The sequence below is a fragment of the Clostridium gelidum genome, assembly GCF_019977655.1.
GTDB lineage: Bacteria > Bacillota > Clostridia > Clostridiales > Clostridiaceae > Clostridium > Clostridium gelidum.
This window is the reverse complement of the sequence record NZ_AP024849.1, coordinates 709,459-727,309: the sequence shown is the minus strand read 5'-3', so window position 1 is coordinate 727,309 and position 17,851 is coordinate 709,459. Positions and strand designations below refer to the sequence as shown.

Genomic DNA, 17,851 nt, shown 5'->3' with positions numbered 1-17,851 from the left:
AATTTATTACATGTCTTCTTTTAATTTGAAGTTATTAACTTGTTCAATAAGATTATTAGAATTATGTGCAAGCAATTGTGCAGTATTAGCTAAACTTTCAGCAGATACTGTAACTTCTTGTGTTGAAGCAGCTATTTCCTCAGATGAAGCTGAGTTTTCTTCTGCTATACTAGCTGTAGAATGTATTGTTTCAACAATTTGATCTTTCTTATTATTTATCTCTTCAACAGTAGAATTTATTTCTTCAATTTGTGGAAGAATATCATTAATAGCATTAATAATTCCTTTGAAATCATTAACTGAATTTTCTATAACATATATTTGTTGTTTTAAATCTTTATTAACGCCATTTGTAGTGTTTACTACGGTGTTTGTTTCTTTAGAAATGTCTTGAATCAACCTATTGATATCATTGGATGAGCTCTTTGATTGTTCTGCTAATTTTCTAATTTCCTCGGCTACCACTGCAAATCCTCTACCTGATTCACCTGCTCTAGCTGCTTCAATTGACGCATTTAATGACAATAAATTAGTTTCTTCTGCAATACTGTTTATAACCTCTGTTATTTTATTAATTTCTGAAATTTTTAAACCTAGTCCTTGAATTTTTCCACTAACATTATCAAAAGAGTTACTAATGGTATTTATTGTTTCCATAAGAGTAAACAATTGAATATTACTACTTTGTGCCATATTATTAACTGATTTAGTATTTTCATCAACATCTTTAATTGATGTAAAAATGTTTACAATTTCATCACCCAATTTAGAAAAGGTATCATTTATCACTATTAATTCATTTGATTGAACTGAAGCACCATCGGCTATACCATGTATGGCAATAGCAACTTCCTGCATTGTACAATCCATTTCCTTTGATACAAATTCCAGTGATTTAGACTTTTCTAAAGTTAATATACTACCTTCCTTAATTACTTTTAGAATATTAGCAATTGAGCTTATAGTAGCTGCTAGTTCTTTTTTCATTATTCCTATTTCAGACTTTTTATCTGTTTCAATATCAACGGTAAAGTCTCCCATAGCCAAAGTATCTAAAATCCTATTAAATGAACGAATAGATTTCTTTAATAGTTTAATAACCACAACTGCAATTAAGAATATTAATATAACTGAAGTAATAAAAAACACTATGAAACTAATAATACCGTTTTTATATGTTTTATTGGCTTGATTAAATAATTGTTCTGCATCAGCTTTATTCTGAGTAACCCCTACAAAAACTCCATTTGAAAATTTATACTGATTTGTTTCAAAATTTGCTTTATATGCATTTTTTGTTTTATTTTCAGTAGCAGCATTATTTTGAATTTTAGCTATATCATTACAGCTATTTTTTAAGCCAACAAAAAGTTCATCTATTTTAGTATCATCACCTGTAAACGCCAGTGACTTATATTCAGCTAAATCCATAGAAATACCATCAATTTCTGTATTAATATTATTTCTATTTGAGTTACTTGGATACTCTATTTGATTTGGAATGTTATTCCTCAAAACATTTAGGTGTACATTAATAGAGCTTAATAACATTTGTCTTTGAAGACAACTTGTATACATTAGATTAACATTGTTGTGAGTCGCATTAATCGTAACAAAAGATGATATTCCAATAGCAAAAGTAGTTAAAAGTGAAATAGTACATATAATAATAAAACTTCTAATTATAGTTATGTTTTTAAATGATAATTTTGGAAAAATACTCTTTGAATATTTACTTTTGAAATCTTCGGTGTTTTTCTTGGTAATTCTTTGTTCTTTAAATTTTTTATCCATAGAAACATCTCCCTCTAATAACTGTCCTTCTATTTTAAATAAACTAAGTTTAACAGTTGTTCCTCCAATATCTACACCAAATATATATTCTTTCATTTCTACAACTCCGCATAAGTGCTATTCTTACTTTAAACTTACATAGAATTTAGGCATATTTTAAAAAATAACAAGTCAGTATGCTACTAATCTTAAGACAAAATATACATGGCATTTTTGACTTGTTATTTTCTTTCATATGCCTAACTACTAATTATTGATTATTTCATTTTATAGTTTAATATCCTTATTTTGCAGGATTAGAAATAATAGCTTTTCCATCTACAACTTTCACAGCTTCTCCATTTATAATTAAGATCTTTCCATTTAAATTATGAAGAATAAATTCTATATTTTCATATTTATCATCATATTCATGATCTATTACCTTAAATTTTATTTCAACTTTTTCATTGTTTATTACTTTTATTTTGTAATTATTAAATTCTCCTACTTGATATTTAAAGCTTTCTCCATCATCAATATAGTGGTGATATTTTGTTTCTGTATTTTCATTACATAAGTAGACTTCTACTGTTAATTTATCAGCTTGTTTTTCACCAATGTAGTTTTGCTCTTTTCCTATTGGAATTACAGCCCCACCTTTAATAAATATTGGACAAGTATCTAATGGTGTTTCTTTTATTACATATTGTCCACCTTTATATTCTTCTTTTGTCCAATAATCTATCCAAGTTTCACCTTCTGGAAGATAAACCATTCTTCCTTTTACTCCTTGTTCAACAACTGGTGCAACTAGGATATTATCTCCACAAAGGAATTCATTATTAATTTCATAAGTATTCTTATCATTTTGATAGTTAAATAGTAATGGTCTTATAATTGGAGCTCCAGACTTACTACAATTCCACATAGTATCATATATATAAGGAAGTAATTTATAACGTAATTTTATATACTTTCTATTAATTTCTTCTGTATTTTCATCAAAAGCCCAAGGTTCTTGATCTCTTGTTCCCATGGTTGAATGATTTCTAAATAGTGGAGTAAATGTTCCAACTTGAACCCATCTGCTTAACAATTCTGCACTACAGTCATGCCCAAAGCCACCTACATCAGTTCCACAAAAGGCCATTCCACTAAGTCCAAGATTCATGAGCATTGGAATTGACATCCTTAAATGTTCCCATGTACTTTGATTATCCCCAGTCCATACAGTTGAATATTTTTGAGTTCCCGAATAACATGCTCTAGTCACTATAAATGGTCTCTTTCCAGTTTCTTTCTTTAAGCCTTCATATGTAGCTTTAGCCATCATATGTCCAAAAACATTATGAATTTCTTTATGAGTAACAGGAATTCCATCATTATCAAACATAACATCATCTGGAAGTGGTCCTCTAAAGCTTGCTGGCTCATTCATATCATTCCAAATACCACTTACACCAGTATCCGTCATAATTTTTTGGTTTCCTGCCCACCATTTTCTAACCTTTGAATTTAAGAAATCAGGATAAACAGAATCACCTGGCCAAACTTCATTTACATATGTTATACCTTCCTTATCTGTTGCAAAATATCCATTTTTAAGACCTTCATCATAAATCTTATATCCTTTATCAACCTTAACACCTGGATCTATTATAGTTACCACTTTAAATCCCATACTATTTAGCTTTTTAATCATTGCCTCGGGATTTTCAAATCTCTCGTTATTCCAAGTAAATACTCTATAACCATCCATATAGTCTATATCTAAGTATAATGTATCACAAGGTATTCCCTTTTCTCTAAAGCTATTTGCAATTTCCATAAGCCTTTCTTCATTATCATATGACCATCTACATTGTTGATATCCAAGAGTCCACATTTGAGGTAGTGGCATATTCCCAGTAATTTTAGTATATCCTTCAACCACATTCTTAACTGACGGTCCATAAATAAAGTAATAATCTAAATTACCGGAAGCTGCAGCAAAATAGTAATATTTAGAATTATCTCTTCCCATATCAAAATGAGTTTCAAAATGATTATCAAAAAATATGCCAAAAGCATTTTCTTTATTTAGTGTAATTAAAAATGGAATTGACTTATAAAGTCTATCAAAAGTTTCTCCATGAGGCTTCGGATCATCTGTATTCCAATTTACATAGTGATATCCCTTTTTATTTAAGTGACCACTCTTTTCTCCAAGTCCATAAAAGTACATATCATCTTCCATTTGTTTTGATACATATACCTTGAGGTCTGAATCCACATTAAGATTATGACCTTCTGCCTCTGCAAGCTGATAATCTCCAGTTCTTCTTATAAATGGATCTTTTTCTCCTCTATAATCTGCACATAATAATGTTCCTTCTTTATCATAAATATCAACTTTAAATTCATCATAGATCTTAACCTTTAATTTTTCTGTGGAAATTTGAATTCCGTTTTCTATATTTTCAACATCAAAGTCATAATGGCTATCTTTTAGAAATTCAACTGCTTTTGAATTTCTTTCTTCTCTAAATAAAGGAGCAAAAAAATTAATAATATAAGAATTTACTATTTTCACAAATACTTTTTTTTGTTCAAACTTAACATTAATTGCATTTTCCTCAACTTCATAACTTAATAACTTTCCAAAGATATGTTTTTCTTGTTTACATTTGTCCATAACTATTTCCTCCATTATTCCAACACTTTTTGATTTGCACTCCCGTTATAAGTCTCATAGACTTTATCAAATCCCATTTCTTCATAAAACAAAACTTTTTTTCAATATTATCTGCTGGAATGCCTATATTTTGTACTCCTGTACAACATGCTTTAAAATTCATTATTCTCATCCACCTTTACTTTTTGAGCTAAAAGCAAACATCCTGTAATTCCAGTATTATCTCCAAGAAATGTTGGTACAATATATACATCTAAATTGATTATTTAAACATAGTTTTTCATTAATTATTCTAGCTCTTTTCTAATAGGCGGAAATATATGCTATTTAATTGCTCCGTCTACCATACCGTTAATAATCTGTTTTTGCGCAAACAAGAACAAAATAACAATTGGTATCATCGCAAGAAATGCTGCCGAAAGAATTAAATCCCACTGTTTTACATAAGAACCCACGAAAGCACTTACTGCTACCGGAAGAGTCTTAATCTTACCGTTTAGACCTAACATCAACGATGGTAAAAGATAATCATTCCAAATCCAAATACCATTTAAAATCAAAATAGTCATTTGCACTGGCTTTAACAGTGGAAGGATAATACGAAAAAAAGTACCTTCAGGACTACAACCATCAATCCATGCCGCCTCTTCCAATTCACGAGGAATACATTTTATAAATCCATGAAGGATAAATACTGACATAGAACCACCAAATCCGAGATATGCAAATATGATTCCTTGATAACTTTGTAACATTGGTATTCCAAAAAAATCAGATATACTCCTAAACGTAGAAAGCAAAGGAAGCATAACTACTTGGAAAGGAATAACCATTGCAGCTACAAGACTCATAAAAATAACAGCAGACCATTTAGTCTTATTACGACAAAGTACCCATGCTGCCATTGCAGAAACTACAGACACTAGCACCAGGGAAACTGTAGTAATAAATAAAGAACTTAGAAAAGAATTAAAGTAATTAAAACTATCGGTATTTACAACCTTTTTGAAGTTCTCCAGCATCTGTCCCCAGTGAGATGGAACTCCAATCGGATTGATTACGATATCTGCACTTGTCTTGGCTGAGTTAATTATTACCAAACCAAAAGGTAAAAGAATTACTAATGCCAAAATAATACCAATAATATCTGCAATCAAAGTCCTTGTTTTTTCTACTTTCATTATACCTCTACCTCCTTCTTCTTACTGATGTATACTTGGGTTAATGATATAATTGACAGAATAATAAAGAATATAACCGCCTTTGTCTGACCCATTGCATACTGATTTTTACCAATTGCAGTATTATAAATATTCAAAGCTAAAAATTCCGTTGACTGTACAGCTTTACCAGCTAAAATTCTACTAGGAGCACCATTAGTAATTGACAAGTTTAAGTCAAATTGCTTAAAAGAATTAACTAGCGTTAAAAAGATACATACTGTAAAGGTATTGGCAATCATTGGAACCTTAATTTTAAATAAAGTCACTAGTGGATTTGCACCATCTACATTAGCTGCCTCCATAATATCCTTTGGAACATTCTGCAATCCTGTAACATAAATCATCATAATATATCCTGCATACTGCCAAGTGCTAACCATCAAAATTGCAATTAATGCCATATTCGGATTAGTAAGCATAGATGGACTACCACTTATGATAATTGTGAATACTTTGTTAAAAATAAACTGCCACACATAACCAAGCACAATACCACCAATCAAATTTGGGATAAAGAAAGCCGCACGATACAAATTCTTTCCTTTTACCTTAGATGTACAGAGTAATGCCAAAGCAAATGCCACTACATTAACAGAAATCATATTAATAACTGTGAAAATAAAGGTGACTACAAAAGAATATACATAATCCTGAGACTTAAACATAGTAATATAATTACTCAATCCAACAAATTCTGTAAATTTAATTCCATTCCAGTTCGTAAAAGAATAAAAGATACCACATACAAACGGTATTAGCACAGTAATTAGAAATGTAAACAACAATGGAAATAGAAATAAAATATTAATCACCATACGATGTTTCTTAGTAGGAAAACTATAAACACCAAAAATCTCTAGTAAAGCACCTACTATTAATATATTTCCACGCATTGTGTTTTGGCTACCTGCAAAATCCAGATAGAGTGCGAAAGCCATAGACACAATACCCATCACTATTCCTACAATAGAAAGCGTCCGCTTCATATTTACATTCACGCCTTTTCCCCCTTTTAAATGTTTTGCCAATATAATTAATCTCTGCTATATAAACAATTTAATTGTGAATATATGCTACTTTTTTAAAAGTAGCATATATAAATTACAGGTTTCAATAATTATTTTGCTACATAATCAGCAACTGCTGTTTTCATCATATCTGTAAAACCTTGTTTGTCTAATTGTTTTTTTGCATATAATTCAAAAACAGATCCGGTAGCATTCATAGCAATACCTTCCTTCATATGTGCCCAATCCCAAGCATAGGTTTTACCTTCATTAATATAATTAGACACACTTAGTGCTAAAGGTGCTGTAGGCTTAATTGTACTTGATTTATATGGTGAAACCATAGCACAATCTTTAATTAGGCAGTTTTGTCCCTCTTCTGTGGAAACAAAAGCCTTAAGAAATTCTTTACATGCATCACTTTTCTTACTTTCGCTGTAAATTCCCCAATAAGCTGGCGCATCTGCTAAAATGCCTGGTGTATCTTTTGTTGAAAATGCAGGTGGCGCCATACCAACATCAAATTTCACATTATAAGTTGGTAAAGAAGGATCAATCCAGTTTCCTTGAGTAATAAAAGCTGTTTTTCCTTGTGCAAATAATGCCAGTTGATCATCATAAGTACCAGATATCAAAACGTTTGGATCTGCATTATCAAACAACAGTTTTACATAATCAGCAAATTCTCCTAAACGTGCATCATCCAATTTCCCTTTATTTAACATATTAATATATGTTTTATCAGTTCGTGCTAAACCTTCTGATAAATACGCACCAAACATATGGTTTCCAGTTGACCAGTTCATTTGACCTGATTCTGCTGCCACAGAAGCAACTGCTTGAATTCCAAGTTCAGATTTCATACTATCAATTTTTTTGAATGCCTCTTTGTAAGCGTTTATATTAGTTAGGCTCTTTGGATCCACGCCTGCTTTCTTTAAAATATCAGCATTGTATACAACACCAATTCCCTCAATAGCAAACGGAAAACCGTAAACCTTATCATTTTCGCCCTTAAAAGCAAAATCTGTATCCTTAACCCATGACTGATCACTTAAATCTGTTAAATAATCTTTAAATGAACTGTAAGAATCTGGTCCAAATGCATAGATATCTGGCATATTACCTGCTGCTAGATAATTTTTAAGTTGTCCATTAACATCAACACCGCCCCCAATAGATTCAATGTCCACTTGTTGACCTGTTTTTTCTTGGTATTTCTTAGCAAATTCCTTTAGTTGTTTATCAATCTCAATTTTTGTGTTTACCATACGAATTGCTCCACTATTACTTGTTGATGTTTTAGAGTCAGAACTATTTTGACTTGGGCTGCTTCCACAACCTGTCAAAGAACCAATTATCATGGTACTTGCTAACAATGTTGCTAATAATTTTTTTCTCATATTTTTCCCCCCATATATTATTATTTTATTTTTACCTTATGCGCATAAGGTCATTTTACAAGATTATCATATCACAATGTTCTCATATATACAAGTACTTTTGCGCGTAAGTTTAAAATTCACTTTTACTTCAATTATTTTTTACATTTACTTTAACATAATAAATTACATGTACTTTATATAAAAAGCCAGGATAAACTTTTATGCGTTTATCCTGACTTTCTATCTTATTCACTTACGTTTAAATTTTTAACTGTGTTACGAATTACCAGCCTAGTAGGCAACATTACCATTCTGTTTTCTGGTTCTTTCCCTTGAATCATCGCTACTAAATATTCTATAGCAACTTCTCCCTTTCGACTGATATCTTGATGAACTGTTGTTAATGATGGTCTGCATATTTCTCCATAAAAAATATTATCAAAACCTACAATAGAAAATTCATCAGGTATCTTTTTTCCTCTGTCAGTCATATAATTCATAACCTTTACTGCATAATAATCAGACATGCAAAAAAATGCTGTGTAGTTTTCAGATAATTTATAAATTTCCTGCAAACTAGCATCAAAATTTCCTTCTATTTGCTTTATAATAATAACATCTTCTTTATTGAAATTGATACCATATTCTTTTAAGGCCTTTTTATAACCAATAAGTCTTTGATAACATAGTCCCACACAGTTATCTGTAAAAAAACCAATTTTTTTGTGTCCACATTCAATTAAATACTTCGTCATCTCATAAGCACCCTGAGTATCTTCCAACCCCACATTTACAAAGTCTGTAATTCCGTCATAAAAGTAACTATCAATAAAAACCATCGGCTTTTTGTATTTTTTCTTAATTTTCTTACAGTCATCTTCATCTACACCAAGAAAAACCAATCCATCCACATTCCAAGTGGATACACATTTCAATATTTCCGAAATATCATCAGCTATATAAAGCATCATAAAATATCCACTAGCTCTGATGTGCTTTTCGATAGCTCCCAAAAGTTCGCTGTTAAATGGATCATTAATGACGTTCTCATATTCATCTTTTATTGATTTAATTGCCACTGCAATAATTTTCGAATTATTTGTTGCTAAATTCCTTGCATTAATGTTAGGAACATAATCATATTTCTCTAGTAACTCTTCAACTTTTTTTACAGTTTCTTTTGAAACTTCTTTGGTTTTCCCGTGAATAACATTGGAAACGGTAGTAGAACTAATTCCAAGAATATTAGACATTTCTTTTATTGTTATCATGATTTCATTCTCCTATATCTATTGAAATATATTATAACATGTGTATTTATTATTTATTCGTAGTTATTTTTAATTTTCATCAAAAAATTTCATCTAAACCTTAGGTCCCTCTTCTATTTCTAAATTAAACTGCTTACTTGTATAATCTAGCTATAGCATTTAAATACAATTAATTTTTATTATAGCATATCTCCTTTCTTCAAATACATTATGTCCTATAATTTTTATATCTCCATATATTTTTAGACATAAAAAAGACTAATATAAGAGTAATTCATTTGTCCTATCTTACTTCTTATATTAGTCTTATTTAATATGTTCTTTATTCTCATGAATAATTTATAATTTCACCAATGCTTGTCTATATTAGGACAATAATTCTTTTTAATTGCAGCTCTCATTTCTACAAAGCAACCACAAATCTTACACATACCATTAATTAAATTATCGCACTCTTTACATATATCCAGCCTTTTTTTATATTCCTCATCTTCTGTTTTGATGTACTCATCTAAGTGTTCAATGTAGTCCTGCAAATGTTTATATTCCTTTTCTTCAAATAACTCATCTAATAAACATCGTCTACAAAATCTTTGATTCATATTATTCTATAATGAAGTGAATTACACTACATTTAGGAATCTTAAAGTCGATTCCTTTATTTGTAATTGTGAATTCTTTAAATACTTTTGGTTTTACCACTTCTGGTTCATCAAAAGTATTGTAATCACCCATTTCACTTGTTAAAATAGTAGCTTTAACAGCTTTAATTTCTTTTTCTACGAATATTCCTTCAATCTCATAATCATCAGAAATAGATAAGTTATTTAAAGTAATATTGATTCTTCCGTCTGCATCTACAGAAGCTGATTCATGTAAATTAGGAACTTGATTTTCTTCTTCAACTCCAATATTTTCAGTATCTATATAACTTTCAATAAGAGTTGCATCTTGGTGATTTTTATACATATTAAACACATGATAAGTTGGAGTTAAAACCATCTTTTCTCCTTCTGTTAAAATAACAGACTGAAGTACATTTACTATTTGAGCAATATTAGCCATCTTAACTCTATCACAATTTTTATTAAATATATTTAAATTAATACCTGCTACTAATGCATCTCTCATAGTGTTTTGTTGATATAAGAATCCTGGGTTAGTTCCAACTTCAACATCAAACCATGTTCCCCATTCATCAACTATTAGTCCAACTTTCTTTTCTGGGTCATATTGATCCATAATAGCACCATGTCTATAAATTAATTCTTCCATTTTCAAAGTTTTCTTAAGAGTTAAATACCAATCCTTTTCTTCAAATCCAGTTGCTGCTCCTTTACCTAGCCAGAAATCCCCTGGAATTGTGTAATAATGAAGAGATAATCCATCCATAAAGTTTCCTGCGATCTTCATTACACCTTCTGTCCAATTATAATCGTCTACATTAGCTCCACAAGCAATTTTGTAAAGATTGTTTCCGTTATAATTTCTACAGAAAGTTTGATATCTTCTGTATTCATTTGCATAATGTTCTGGTGTCATATTACCGCCACAACCCCAGCTTTCATTACCAACTCCAAAATATTTTACTTTCCAAGCTTCTTCATGTCCATTTTTAGTTCTAAGGTCAGCCATTGGAGAAATACCTTCTAATGTTAAGTATTCAACCCATTCAGACATTTCTTGAACAGTTCCACTTCCTACATTACCATTAATATATGGTTCGCACTCAAGTTGTCTACATAATTCCATAAATTCATGAGTACCAAAACTATTGTCTTCTACAACTCCACCCCAGTGAGTATTTATCATCTTTTTACGATCTTTATTATCTCCAATTCCATCTTTCCAATGATATTCATCAGCAAAACATCCACCTGGCCAACGAAGTACTGGTATTTTCATTTCTTTTAAAGCTTCTACTACATCATTTCTCATACCATTTGTATTAGGAATCTTAGAATTTTCTCCTACATATATACCTTCATAAATACATCTTCCTAAATGTTCTGAAAAATGTCCATAAATTTCTTTATTAATTTTTCCTTTTTTATCGTGTACGTTTACAACTAACTTGCTCATAATATCCTCCCTTTATTTAAGTAAATACTTTACTATTTAAGTTTATATTCAATATTATTCATAATATAACATTATATTTTGCTCTAGTCAAACAGTTTATACAAATTTGTATAAACATACTATTCTCTATTTGTAATGTTATTTTTTTCTTTCGTTTAAACTTTACTAGGTATATAATTACTATTAAATATAAATTTATGCACAAACTAAATATTTTTGTTTAACACATAGGAGGAAGTTTAATGGATCGTACACTCACCCTAAAAGAGGGCCTTGAAAATAAATCTTTTAAAGAAAAACTTGATTATATATGGTATTACTACAAATTTCATATATTAGCTATCTTAATTTTGGTTTTCCTTGTAGTTTCATATATATCTACTCAAATAAATAGACAAGAGCCATATTGTAACATTACATATATTGGAAATTCAATTGATGTTGGAGAATTAGTTCCCGTAAAAGATAAACTTAATAATATCGTCTTAAATAATGATAAACATTCAGTTATTAATTTTGATTCCATATTTACCGATGGAGAATCAAGTGCTAAACTTGCTATGGATCAAAAATTACAGGCAAGTATTGCTGCTCAACAAATAGATATTGCACTTGTAAATAAGGACTTCTTTGAGAAAAATTTTCCTTATGATATGTTTTTAAATTTAGAATCTCTTAATGGATTTTCTACGCTTCCACTATCAAACCATGAATTAATAAAAAAGACTGATAGTAATAGCGGAACTTATGGCATATCAATTAAGAATTCATCTATTTTAAAAGATATCCATTTTGCTGATGATAATAATATTCTTGTAGTAATTTCTAATACTGAACATAATGATGCTGTAGTTAATGTATTAAAAACATTATTAGACTAATCATGTTTAATCACATTAAGGTACATTCAAAAAATAGTGGAGCGGTAGGTCTGTTAATTTACAAACATTATATTTTCTGCTATGATACATTTATTATTTAAACAGAAAGGAAAAATATATGCTACATTTTGAATCAATGGGAGATGCCAGTGAAATTTTCAAAGCGCTCAGTGCACCAATGCGTCTTAAAATAATGGAGATTCTATATGAAGATGGCGATAAGAATTTAAATGATTTAGCTAATATGGTTGGCTTAACTAATAGCGCCATCTCACTCCATATAAAGAAATTAGAAGAAGTCGGTTTAATCGAGATTCATACCATGTCGGGTAAACGTGGTTCTATGAAGATTTGTAAACCACTTCATGATATATTGGTAATTGACTTACTTCCTAAAAAACTAGATATTGCTTCATATCAAGATGAAATTAAAATAGGTTACTATTCTAACTGCCAAGTAACAGCTACTTGTGGTATTTCAACTAAAGATAAAATTATTGGGGAATTTGATGATCCTCGTTATTTTTTATTTCCAGAACATTTTGATGCTTCTGTTCTTTGGTTTACTACTGGATTTATAGAATACAATTTACCAAATCATTTAACTGCAGGACAAAAATTAACAGAACTTCAACTTTCTTTTGAGATTTCATCTGAAAGTCCTGGATTTAATGAAAACTATCCATCAGATATTCATTTTTCTATTAATTATATTCCTTTAGGTCTTTGGGTAAGTCCCGGTGATTTCGGTGCTAGACATGGAAGACTCACTCCTAATTGGTGGCCTAATATATGTAATCAATATGGAAGACTTAAAACTTTGACAATTAACAATAAAGGTACTTTTATTGATGGTGGATATGAAATTTCTAAAGTTACAATTAATGATCTTGACTTAGACTATACTAGTACTATTTCTTTTCGCTTTTCTGTTCCTAAAGATACAAAAAATGTTGGTGGTTTTACATTGTTTGGAGAAGGATTTGGAGATTATAATCAATCTATTAAAATGCAAACCTTCTATGAAATGCACGAATCTTAATTATTAATATAATCATATTAGGAACAATCAAAAAAATAACAAGTCTATAATTTTTTTGCCCTTATTTATATGAAATAAATAAGGGCAAAATATATATATAATTATATTTTACTAATTCTTGATACCTAATCTATAGAATAACATATTTATTTAGAGCTTCTGCCACACCATCTTCATCATTTGTTAAAGTTACATCATTTGCATGCTTCTTTACATCTTCTGGGGCATTGCCCATGGCTATTCCAAGTCCTGCATATTCTAGCATGTCCATATCATTATAATTATCACCCATGGCTATTATTTCTGATTTATCTACATTAAATTTCTTTTGCAAAATATTAATTGCGGATGTTTTCGATGCATTAGTTGGCATAATTTCTAAGTATGTTGGTTTTGATGGATATATATTTAAATCACTAGCTTTAATATTTTCTTTTAAGAAATTTATTTTATCCGGATCAGACATACATAAAATCTTATTTGGTCCTGTACCTTCCTTTTTCCATAGTTCTATCAACTCATTAAAAGCTGTAATTTCAGGGATAATATTTGTTATTTCACTTTCTTGCTTAGCCCAATAATCCATTTCTTCTATATACCATTCATCATCTTTGTATAAGCTAATGTGTATATTATTCTCATTAACTATTTTATATATTTCTTCAAGATTAATAACATCTATAAATTCTTTAGATAACATATTATTATCCTTATCTAATATTAAAGCTCCGCTATAGCAAATAATTGGTTGTTCTATTCCAAGCTCTTTTTGCAAGAATCTTATGCCTTTGGGCATTCTAGCTGAAACCAATATTACAGGTATATTCTTTTCATTTGCAACTACACTAATTGTGTTTTTCACTTTTTCTGAAATTTTGTGGTTTGAATTTAATAAAGTTCCATCAATATCTAGACATATCATTTTAAAATTATTCATAAGCTCATCCCCTTAAATCATTTAATATCTGTCTTTTTTTAACTCAAAAGCCTTTACGTTTTTTTATATATAATTAATACATCACTTATTTTTATAAAATACATAATGCTTACTAATACTTATTACTTCTTATTAACTATGCATTATTATAAGTAATAATTAATTTAATATCATATGACTCTATAATATCTACAAAAACAGAAGGTGGCATTTTATCAGTAATAATAATATCTATTTGATTCCAATTTACACCTCTGTAATAACTTAAACATTTAAATTTCTCATATTCAGCAAGTACAATTACTATATCAGATCTTTTCACAGCTGCTTGTTTAATTAAAGCATCTTCTTCATCAACATAATAAATACCATCTTCTGTTATGGATGCTGCTCCGAGTATTGCTGTATCGAACCTTATTCCTTCAAAATAATTTACACAATCTCCTTTATAAAAAAATCTATTTTTATGATTAAGAGATCCTCCAATAGAATTTACATTAATATTTTCTTTTTCAGAAAGTATTTCAATATTATCTAGAGAATGTGTAAATACCCAAATTGATTTATCCACTTCTTGTGCTAAAAAACTTACTATTGTAGAAACATCAAAAAAATAGTGTTTACCTTCTTCAATAAATTCTAATGCTTTTTTTGAAATACTTTTTTTCTCTTCTGAATAAGCTTCAATTCTTTCTCTATATTCTTTAATCGCATTTTTCAAAACTGGTAAGCTAATTCCTCCGTGAGTCCGAATTGCAGTTCCTTGATTTATAAGTTTTACAATATCACGCCTTGCAGTATCCCTTGATACATTGAACATTTCACAAATATCGTGAATAGACATAGAATTATGTTCATTTAAATATTCTAATACTTTTAAAAGTCTTTCTTCTTGATACATTAAATCACCCTATTTCTCAATTTACGCACAGATCGTATAATTTCATCTACATAATAACCAAGCTATTAGGATTAATTTCAATATTTTGTGACTTTGTAATTTCTGCAAATAATGAAACTGATATTGGATCAACAATAATAATATTTATTTGATCCAACGTTAATCCCTTATACCAAGTTGTTTTTTCATATTTTTGATGTTCTGCAAGCAAAATTACTTTTTTAGATCTTTTAGCAACTTCACTTTTTATAAAGGCATCTTCTTCATTCTCATAATAAATACCATCACTTTTTATAGCACCAGCACCTAAAAATGCTGAATCAAACTCTATTCCATCAAAGTATTTATTATAATCTTGTCTATAAAAAAAACGATTCTTATTATTAAATTCTCCAGCTATTAAATTTACTACTACATCTTGTTTTTCAGAAAGTATATTAAAATTATCTAGGGAATGAGTAAATATAGTTGCTTTTTTATTTAAACCTTTTGCAAGAAGTTGAACATTGGTAGAAACATCAAAAAAATACGTTCCACCATTATGAATAAAATGCATGGCCTTTTCAACAATTCTTTTCTTTTCATTAATATTTAAATTTAATCTTTCTTTATATGAATCTATATTATTGAAATTTTTATAACTCTTTTCTTCACACATTATGAACACCTCCTATATTTATTATAAGTAACTTTAAGTGATAAATCAATATATTTAAGTAATTGTAAGTATTTTTATTTTCATTTATATAAAAAAGACTATATATGCACTCAAATTCATATATAGTCAATTTAGTTTTATTATATTAAGTTTTTAATAATTGTACATAATAGCAAATCAATCTTACTTTCCTAAATTATTATATTTATACTACTTTATAAATACTTTTTAACAATGCTATTTCTTTAGCATGCCCTTCAAGCTCATTTGGAGTTTCAAGGAAAAACGGCAAATTACATAGTTTAGGGTGATTAATAATATTTGCAATTGCTTCTAAACCAATAGAACCTTCACCAATTGTTGCATGCCTATCTTTGTGACTCTCAAACGGATTCATACTATCATTTAAGTGTATTGCACGTAATTTATCTAATCCAATTATTTTATCAAATTGTTCTAATACACCATCTAAATCATTAACAATATCATATCCAGCATCATATACATGGCAAGTATCTAGACATACTCCCATCTTATCAGATAATCTTACACGACTTAGAATTTCTTGCAACTCCTCAAATGTACGTCCAATTTCAGTGCCTTTGCCTGCCATTGTTTCAAGTAATACAGTTGTTGTTTGTTCTGGTTTTAATACTTCATTTAACAGGTCAGAAATATATTTAATTCCAACTTCTACCCCTTGTTTAACGTGACTACCTGGATGAAAATTATACAAGCTATTTGGTGTATATTCCATTCGAGCTAAATCATCTTCCATTACTTCTTTTGCAAAAGCTCTTGTATTCTCATCTGCTGAACAAGCATTTAATGTATAAGGTGCATGGGCTAATATTGTAGTAAAATTATTTTCTTTTGCTAATTCTAAGAATTCTGCTACATCCTTTTCATCAATGGCTTTTGCCTTGCTTCCTCTTGGATTACGAGTAAAAAATTGAAATGTATTTGCTTTTATTTCAAGAGCTTCTTTCCCCATATTTTTAAATCCTTTTGAAGTTGATAAATGACATCCTATTTTTAACATTAATTATTTCCTCCCTCTATCTTTTGTAATTAGGCACATGAAAATAAATAACAAGTCCAAAGTTGCTATGAATATTTTTCATCAGGCAAGGAGACGAATTGCCCTCATAGCGGGCCTATTAGGTCAATTTTTCTACACAGAATGATGGAAAATAAGCTGGCAAATGGACTTGTTATTTTTTTGATTGTGCCTTATTAAATACATGTTTCCTCTTTATCTATTATGAATATATTTAGTCTTAACTATTTTTCATTATTTTTCTCTAAATTAAGAAGTTTTTCCTTTAAATCAAGTCCACCTGCATAACCAACTAATTTACCATTAGCTCCAATTACTCTATGGCAAGGAACTATAATAGCAATTGGATTTTTATTATTAGCCATTCCAACAGCTCTTGATGCTTTTTCATTTCCAATTATCTTTGCGATTTCACCATAACTTCTTGTTTCTCCAAATGGAATTTCCTTTAAAGCATTCCAAACTTTTTTTTGAAATTCTGTTCCCTTAGGCTCCAGTGGTAAATCAAATGAAGTCCGTTTTCCATCTAAATACTCATTAAGTTGTTTTATAGCTTCCTTTAGTAATACTGTCTCATGTTTTTCTATTATTTCTTCTTGAACATCTTTATGTATAAAATCTAATCTTGTAATAGCCACACCATTTTCTTCTATTCCAATTCTTCCAATCTTCGTATTATAATAAAATATATATTTCATTGTTATCCTCCATACCAATTACCTATATTTTAACTTTGTAACAGCTGTTTTGCCGCCTAATTTTTCATTAAAATCCACTTACTCTATAAAAAATTATATCATTTAAAAATAAAAATGATAGTACTAACAAAAAACTACGAAAATCTAAACTTGAGATTTTCGTAGTTTTAATGATTGAGGTGAAGCAGAGCATATAAACTCCACTTTTATCTTTAAAATATAATAACCAGCTTGACTATGGTCTATAGATATCCGC

General features: G+C 29.3%; 16 protein-coding genes. 2 read left to right on the top strand and 14 right to left on the bottom strand.

Annotated elements, in window-relative coordinates; translation table 11 throughout:
* Positions 1–6 precede the first annotated feature (6 nt).
* The 9 genes from psyc5s11_RS03475 to psyc5s11_RS03435 form a co-directional block, all read right to left on the bottom strand.
* Positions 7–1,890: a methyl-accepting chemotaxis protein gene (locus tag psyc5s11_RS03475; RefSeq protein ID WP_224036250.1), complete on the bottom strand. Its 1,884-nt coding sequence runs from the start codon at positions 1,888–1,890 to the stop codon at positions 7–9.
* A 187-nt stretch (positions 1,891–2,077) separates the two neighbouring features.
* A complete protein-coding gene (locus psyc5s11_RS03470) occupies positions 2,078–4,450 on the bottom strand; it encodes a glycoside hydrolase family 31 protein (RefSeq protein ID WP_224036249.1) in 2,373 nt (790 codons plus the stop codon).
* On the bottom strand, positions 4,437–4,613 hold the full coding sequence (locus psyc5s11_RS03465; RefSeq protein ID WP_224036248.1) for a hypothetical protein: 177 nt from the start codon (positions 4,611–4,613) through the stop codon (positions 4,437–4,439). Before psyc5s11_RS03465 ends, psyc5s11_RS03470 begins: the two co-directional genes overlap by 14 nt.
* Positions 4,614–4,773: 160 nt before the next feature.
* On the bottom strand, positions 4,774–5,631 hold the full coding sequence (locus psyc5s11_RS03460) for a carbohydrate ABC transporter permease (RefSeq protein ID WP_224036247.1): 858 nt from the start codon (positions 5,629–5,631) through the stop codon (positions 4,774–4,776).
* Complete coding sequence (locus psyc5s11_RS03455; RefSeq protein ID WP_224036246.1) at positions 5,631–6,671, bottom strand: carbohydrate ABC transporter permease; 1,041 nt, start codon at positions 6,669–6,671, stop codon at positions 5,631–5,633. The genes psyc5s11_RS03460 and psyc5s11_RS03455 overlap by 1 nt, the downstream gene beginning before the upstream one ends.
* Positions 6,672–6,790: 119 nt before the next feature.
* A complete protein-coding gene (locus tag psyc5s11_RS03450; RefSeq protein WP_224036245.1) occupies positions 6,791–8,083 on the bottom strand; it encodes an ABC transporter substrate-binding protein in 1,293 nt (430 codons plus the stop codon).
* A 227-nt stretch (positions 8,084–8,310) separates the two neighbouring features.
* Positions 8,311–9,336: a LacI family DNA-binding transcriptional regulator gene (locus psyc5s11_RS03445; protein WP_224036244.1), complete on the bottom strand. Its 1,026-nt coding sequence runs from the start codon at positions 9,334–9,336 to the stop codon at positions 8,311–8,313.
* A 347-nt stretch (positions 9,337–9,683) separates the two neighbouring features.
* Positions 9,684–9,938, bottom strand: coding sequence for a DUF6171 family protein (locus psyc5s11_RS03440; protein WP_224036243.1), 255 nt, complete (start codon positions 9,936–9,938; stop codon positions 9,684–9,686).
* A 1-nt stretch (position 9,939) separates the two neighbouring features.
* On the bottom strand, positions 9,940–11,418 hold the full coding sequence (locus tag psyc5s11_RS03435) for an alpha-N-arabinofuranosidase (RefSeq protein WP_224036242.1): 1,479 nt from the start codon (positions 11,416–11,418) through the stop codon (positions 9,940–9,942).
* Between the two features lie 242 nt (positions 11,419–11,660).
* Between psyc5s11_RS03435 and psyc5s11_RS03430 the strand changes: the two genes are divergently transcribed.
* Both psyc5s11_RS03430 and psyc5s11_RS03425 read left to right on the top strand, forming a co-directional pair.
* Positions 11,661–12,299 carry a hypothetical protein gene (locus psyc5s11_RS03430; RefSeq protein WP_224036241.1) on the top strand — a complete coding sequence of 213 codons (639 nt, stop codon included), beginning with the start codon at positions 11,661–11,663 and terminating at the stop codon, positions 12,297–12,299.
* Between the two features lie 118 nt (positions 12,300–12,417).
* Complete coding sequence (locus psyc5s11_RS03425; RefSeq protein WP_224036240.1) at positions 12,418–13,341, top strand: ArsR/SmtB family transcription factor; 924 nt, start codon at positions 12,418–12,420, stop codon at positions 13,339–13,341.
* A 130-nt stretch (positions 13,342–13,471) separates the two neighbouring features.
* Here the strand turns inward: psyc5s11_RS03425 and psyc5s11_RS03420 are convergent, their stop codons facing one another.
* The 5 genes from psyc5s11_RS03420 to psyc5s11_RS03400 all read right to left on the bottom strand — a co-directional run bounded on the left by psyc5s11_RS03420 (position 13,472) and on the right by psyc5s11_RS03400 (position 17,595).
* Entirely contained in the window at positions 13,472–14,278 is an 807-nt protein-coding gene (locus tag psyc5s11_RS03420) for a Cof-type HAD-IIB family hydrolase (protein WP_224036239.1), read from the bottom strand.
* A gap of 136 nt (positions 14,279–14,414) precedes the next feature.
* Positions 14,415–15,179: a DeoR/GlpR family DNA-binding transcription regulator gene (locus tag psyc5s11_RS03415; protein ID WP_224036238.1), complete on the bottom strand. Its 765-nt coding sequence runs from the start codon at positions 15,177–15,179 to the stop codon at positions 14,415–14,417.
* A gap of 46 nt (positions 15,180–15,225) precedes the next feature.
* Positions 15,226–15,837: a sugar phosphate isomerase family gene (locus psyc5s11_RS03410; protein WP_224036237.1), complete on the bottom strand. Its 612-nt coding sequence runs from the start codon at positions 15,835–15,837 to the stop codon at positions 15,226–15,228.
* Between the two features lie 205 nt (positions 15,838–16,042).
* Positions 16,043–16,879, bottom strand: coding sequence for a deoxyribonuclease IV (locus psyc5s11_RS03405; RefSeq protein WP_224036236.1), 837 nt, complete (start codon positions 16,877–16,879; stop codon positions 16,043–16,045).
* 242 nt (positions 16,880–17,121) lie between these two features.
* Positions 17,122–17,595 (bottom strand): methylated-DNA--[protein]-cysteine S-methyltransferase, encoded by a 474-nt coding sequence (locus psyc5s11_RS03400; RefSeq protein WP_224036235.1) that lies wholly within the window; start codon positions 17,593–17,595, stop codon positions 17,122–17,124.
* Positions 17,596–17,851: the final 256 nt, after the last annotated feature.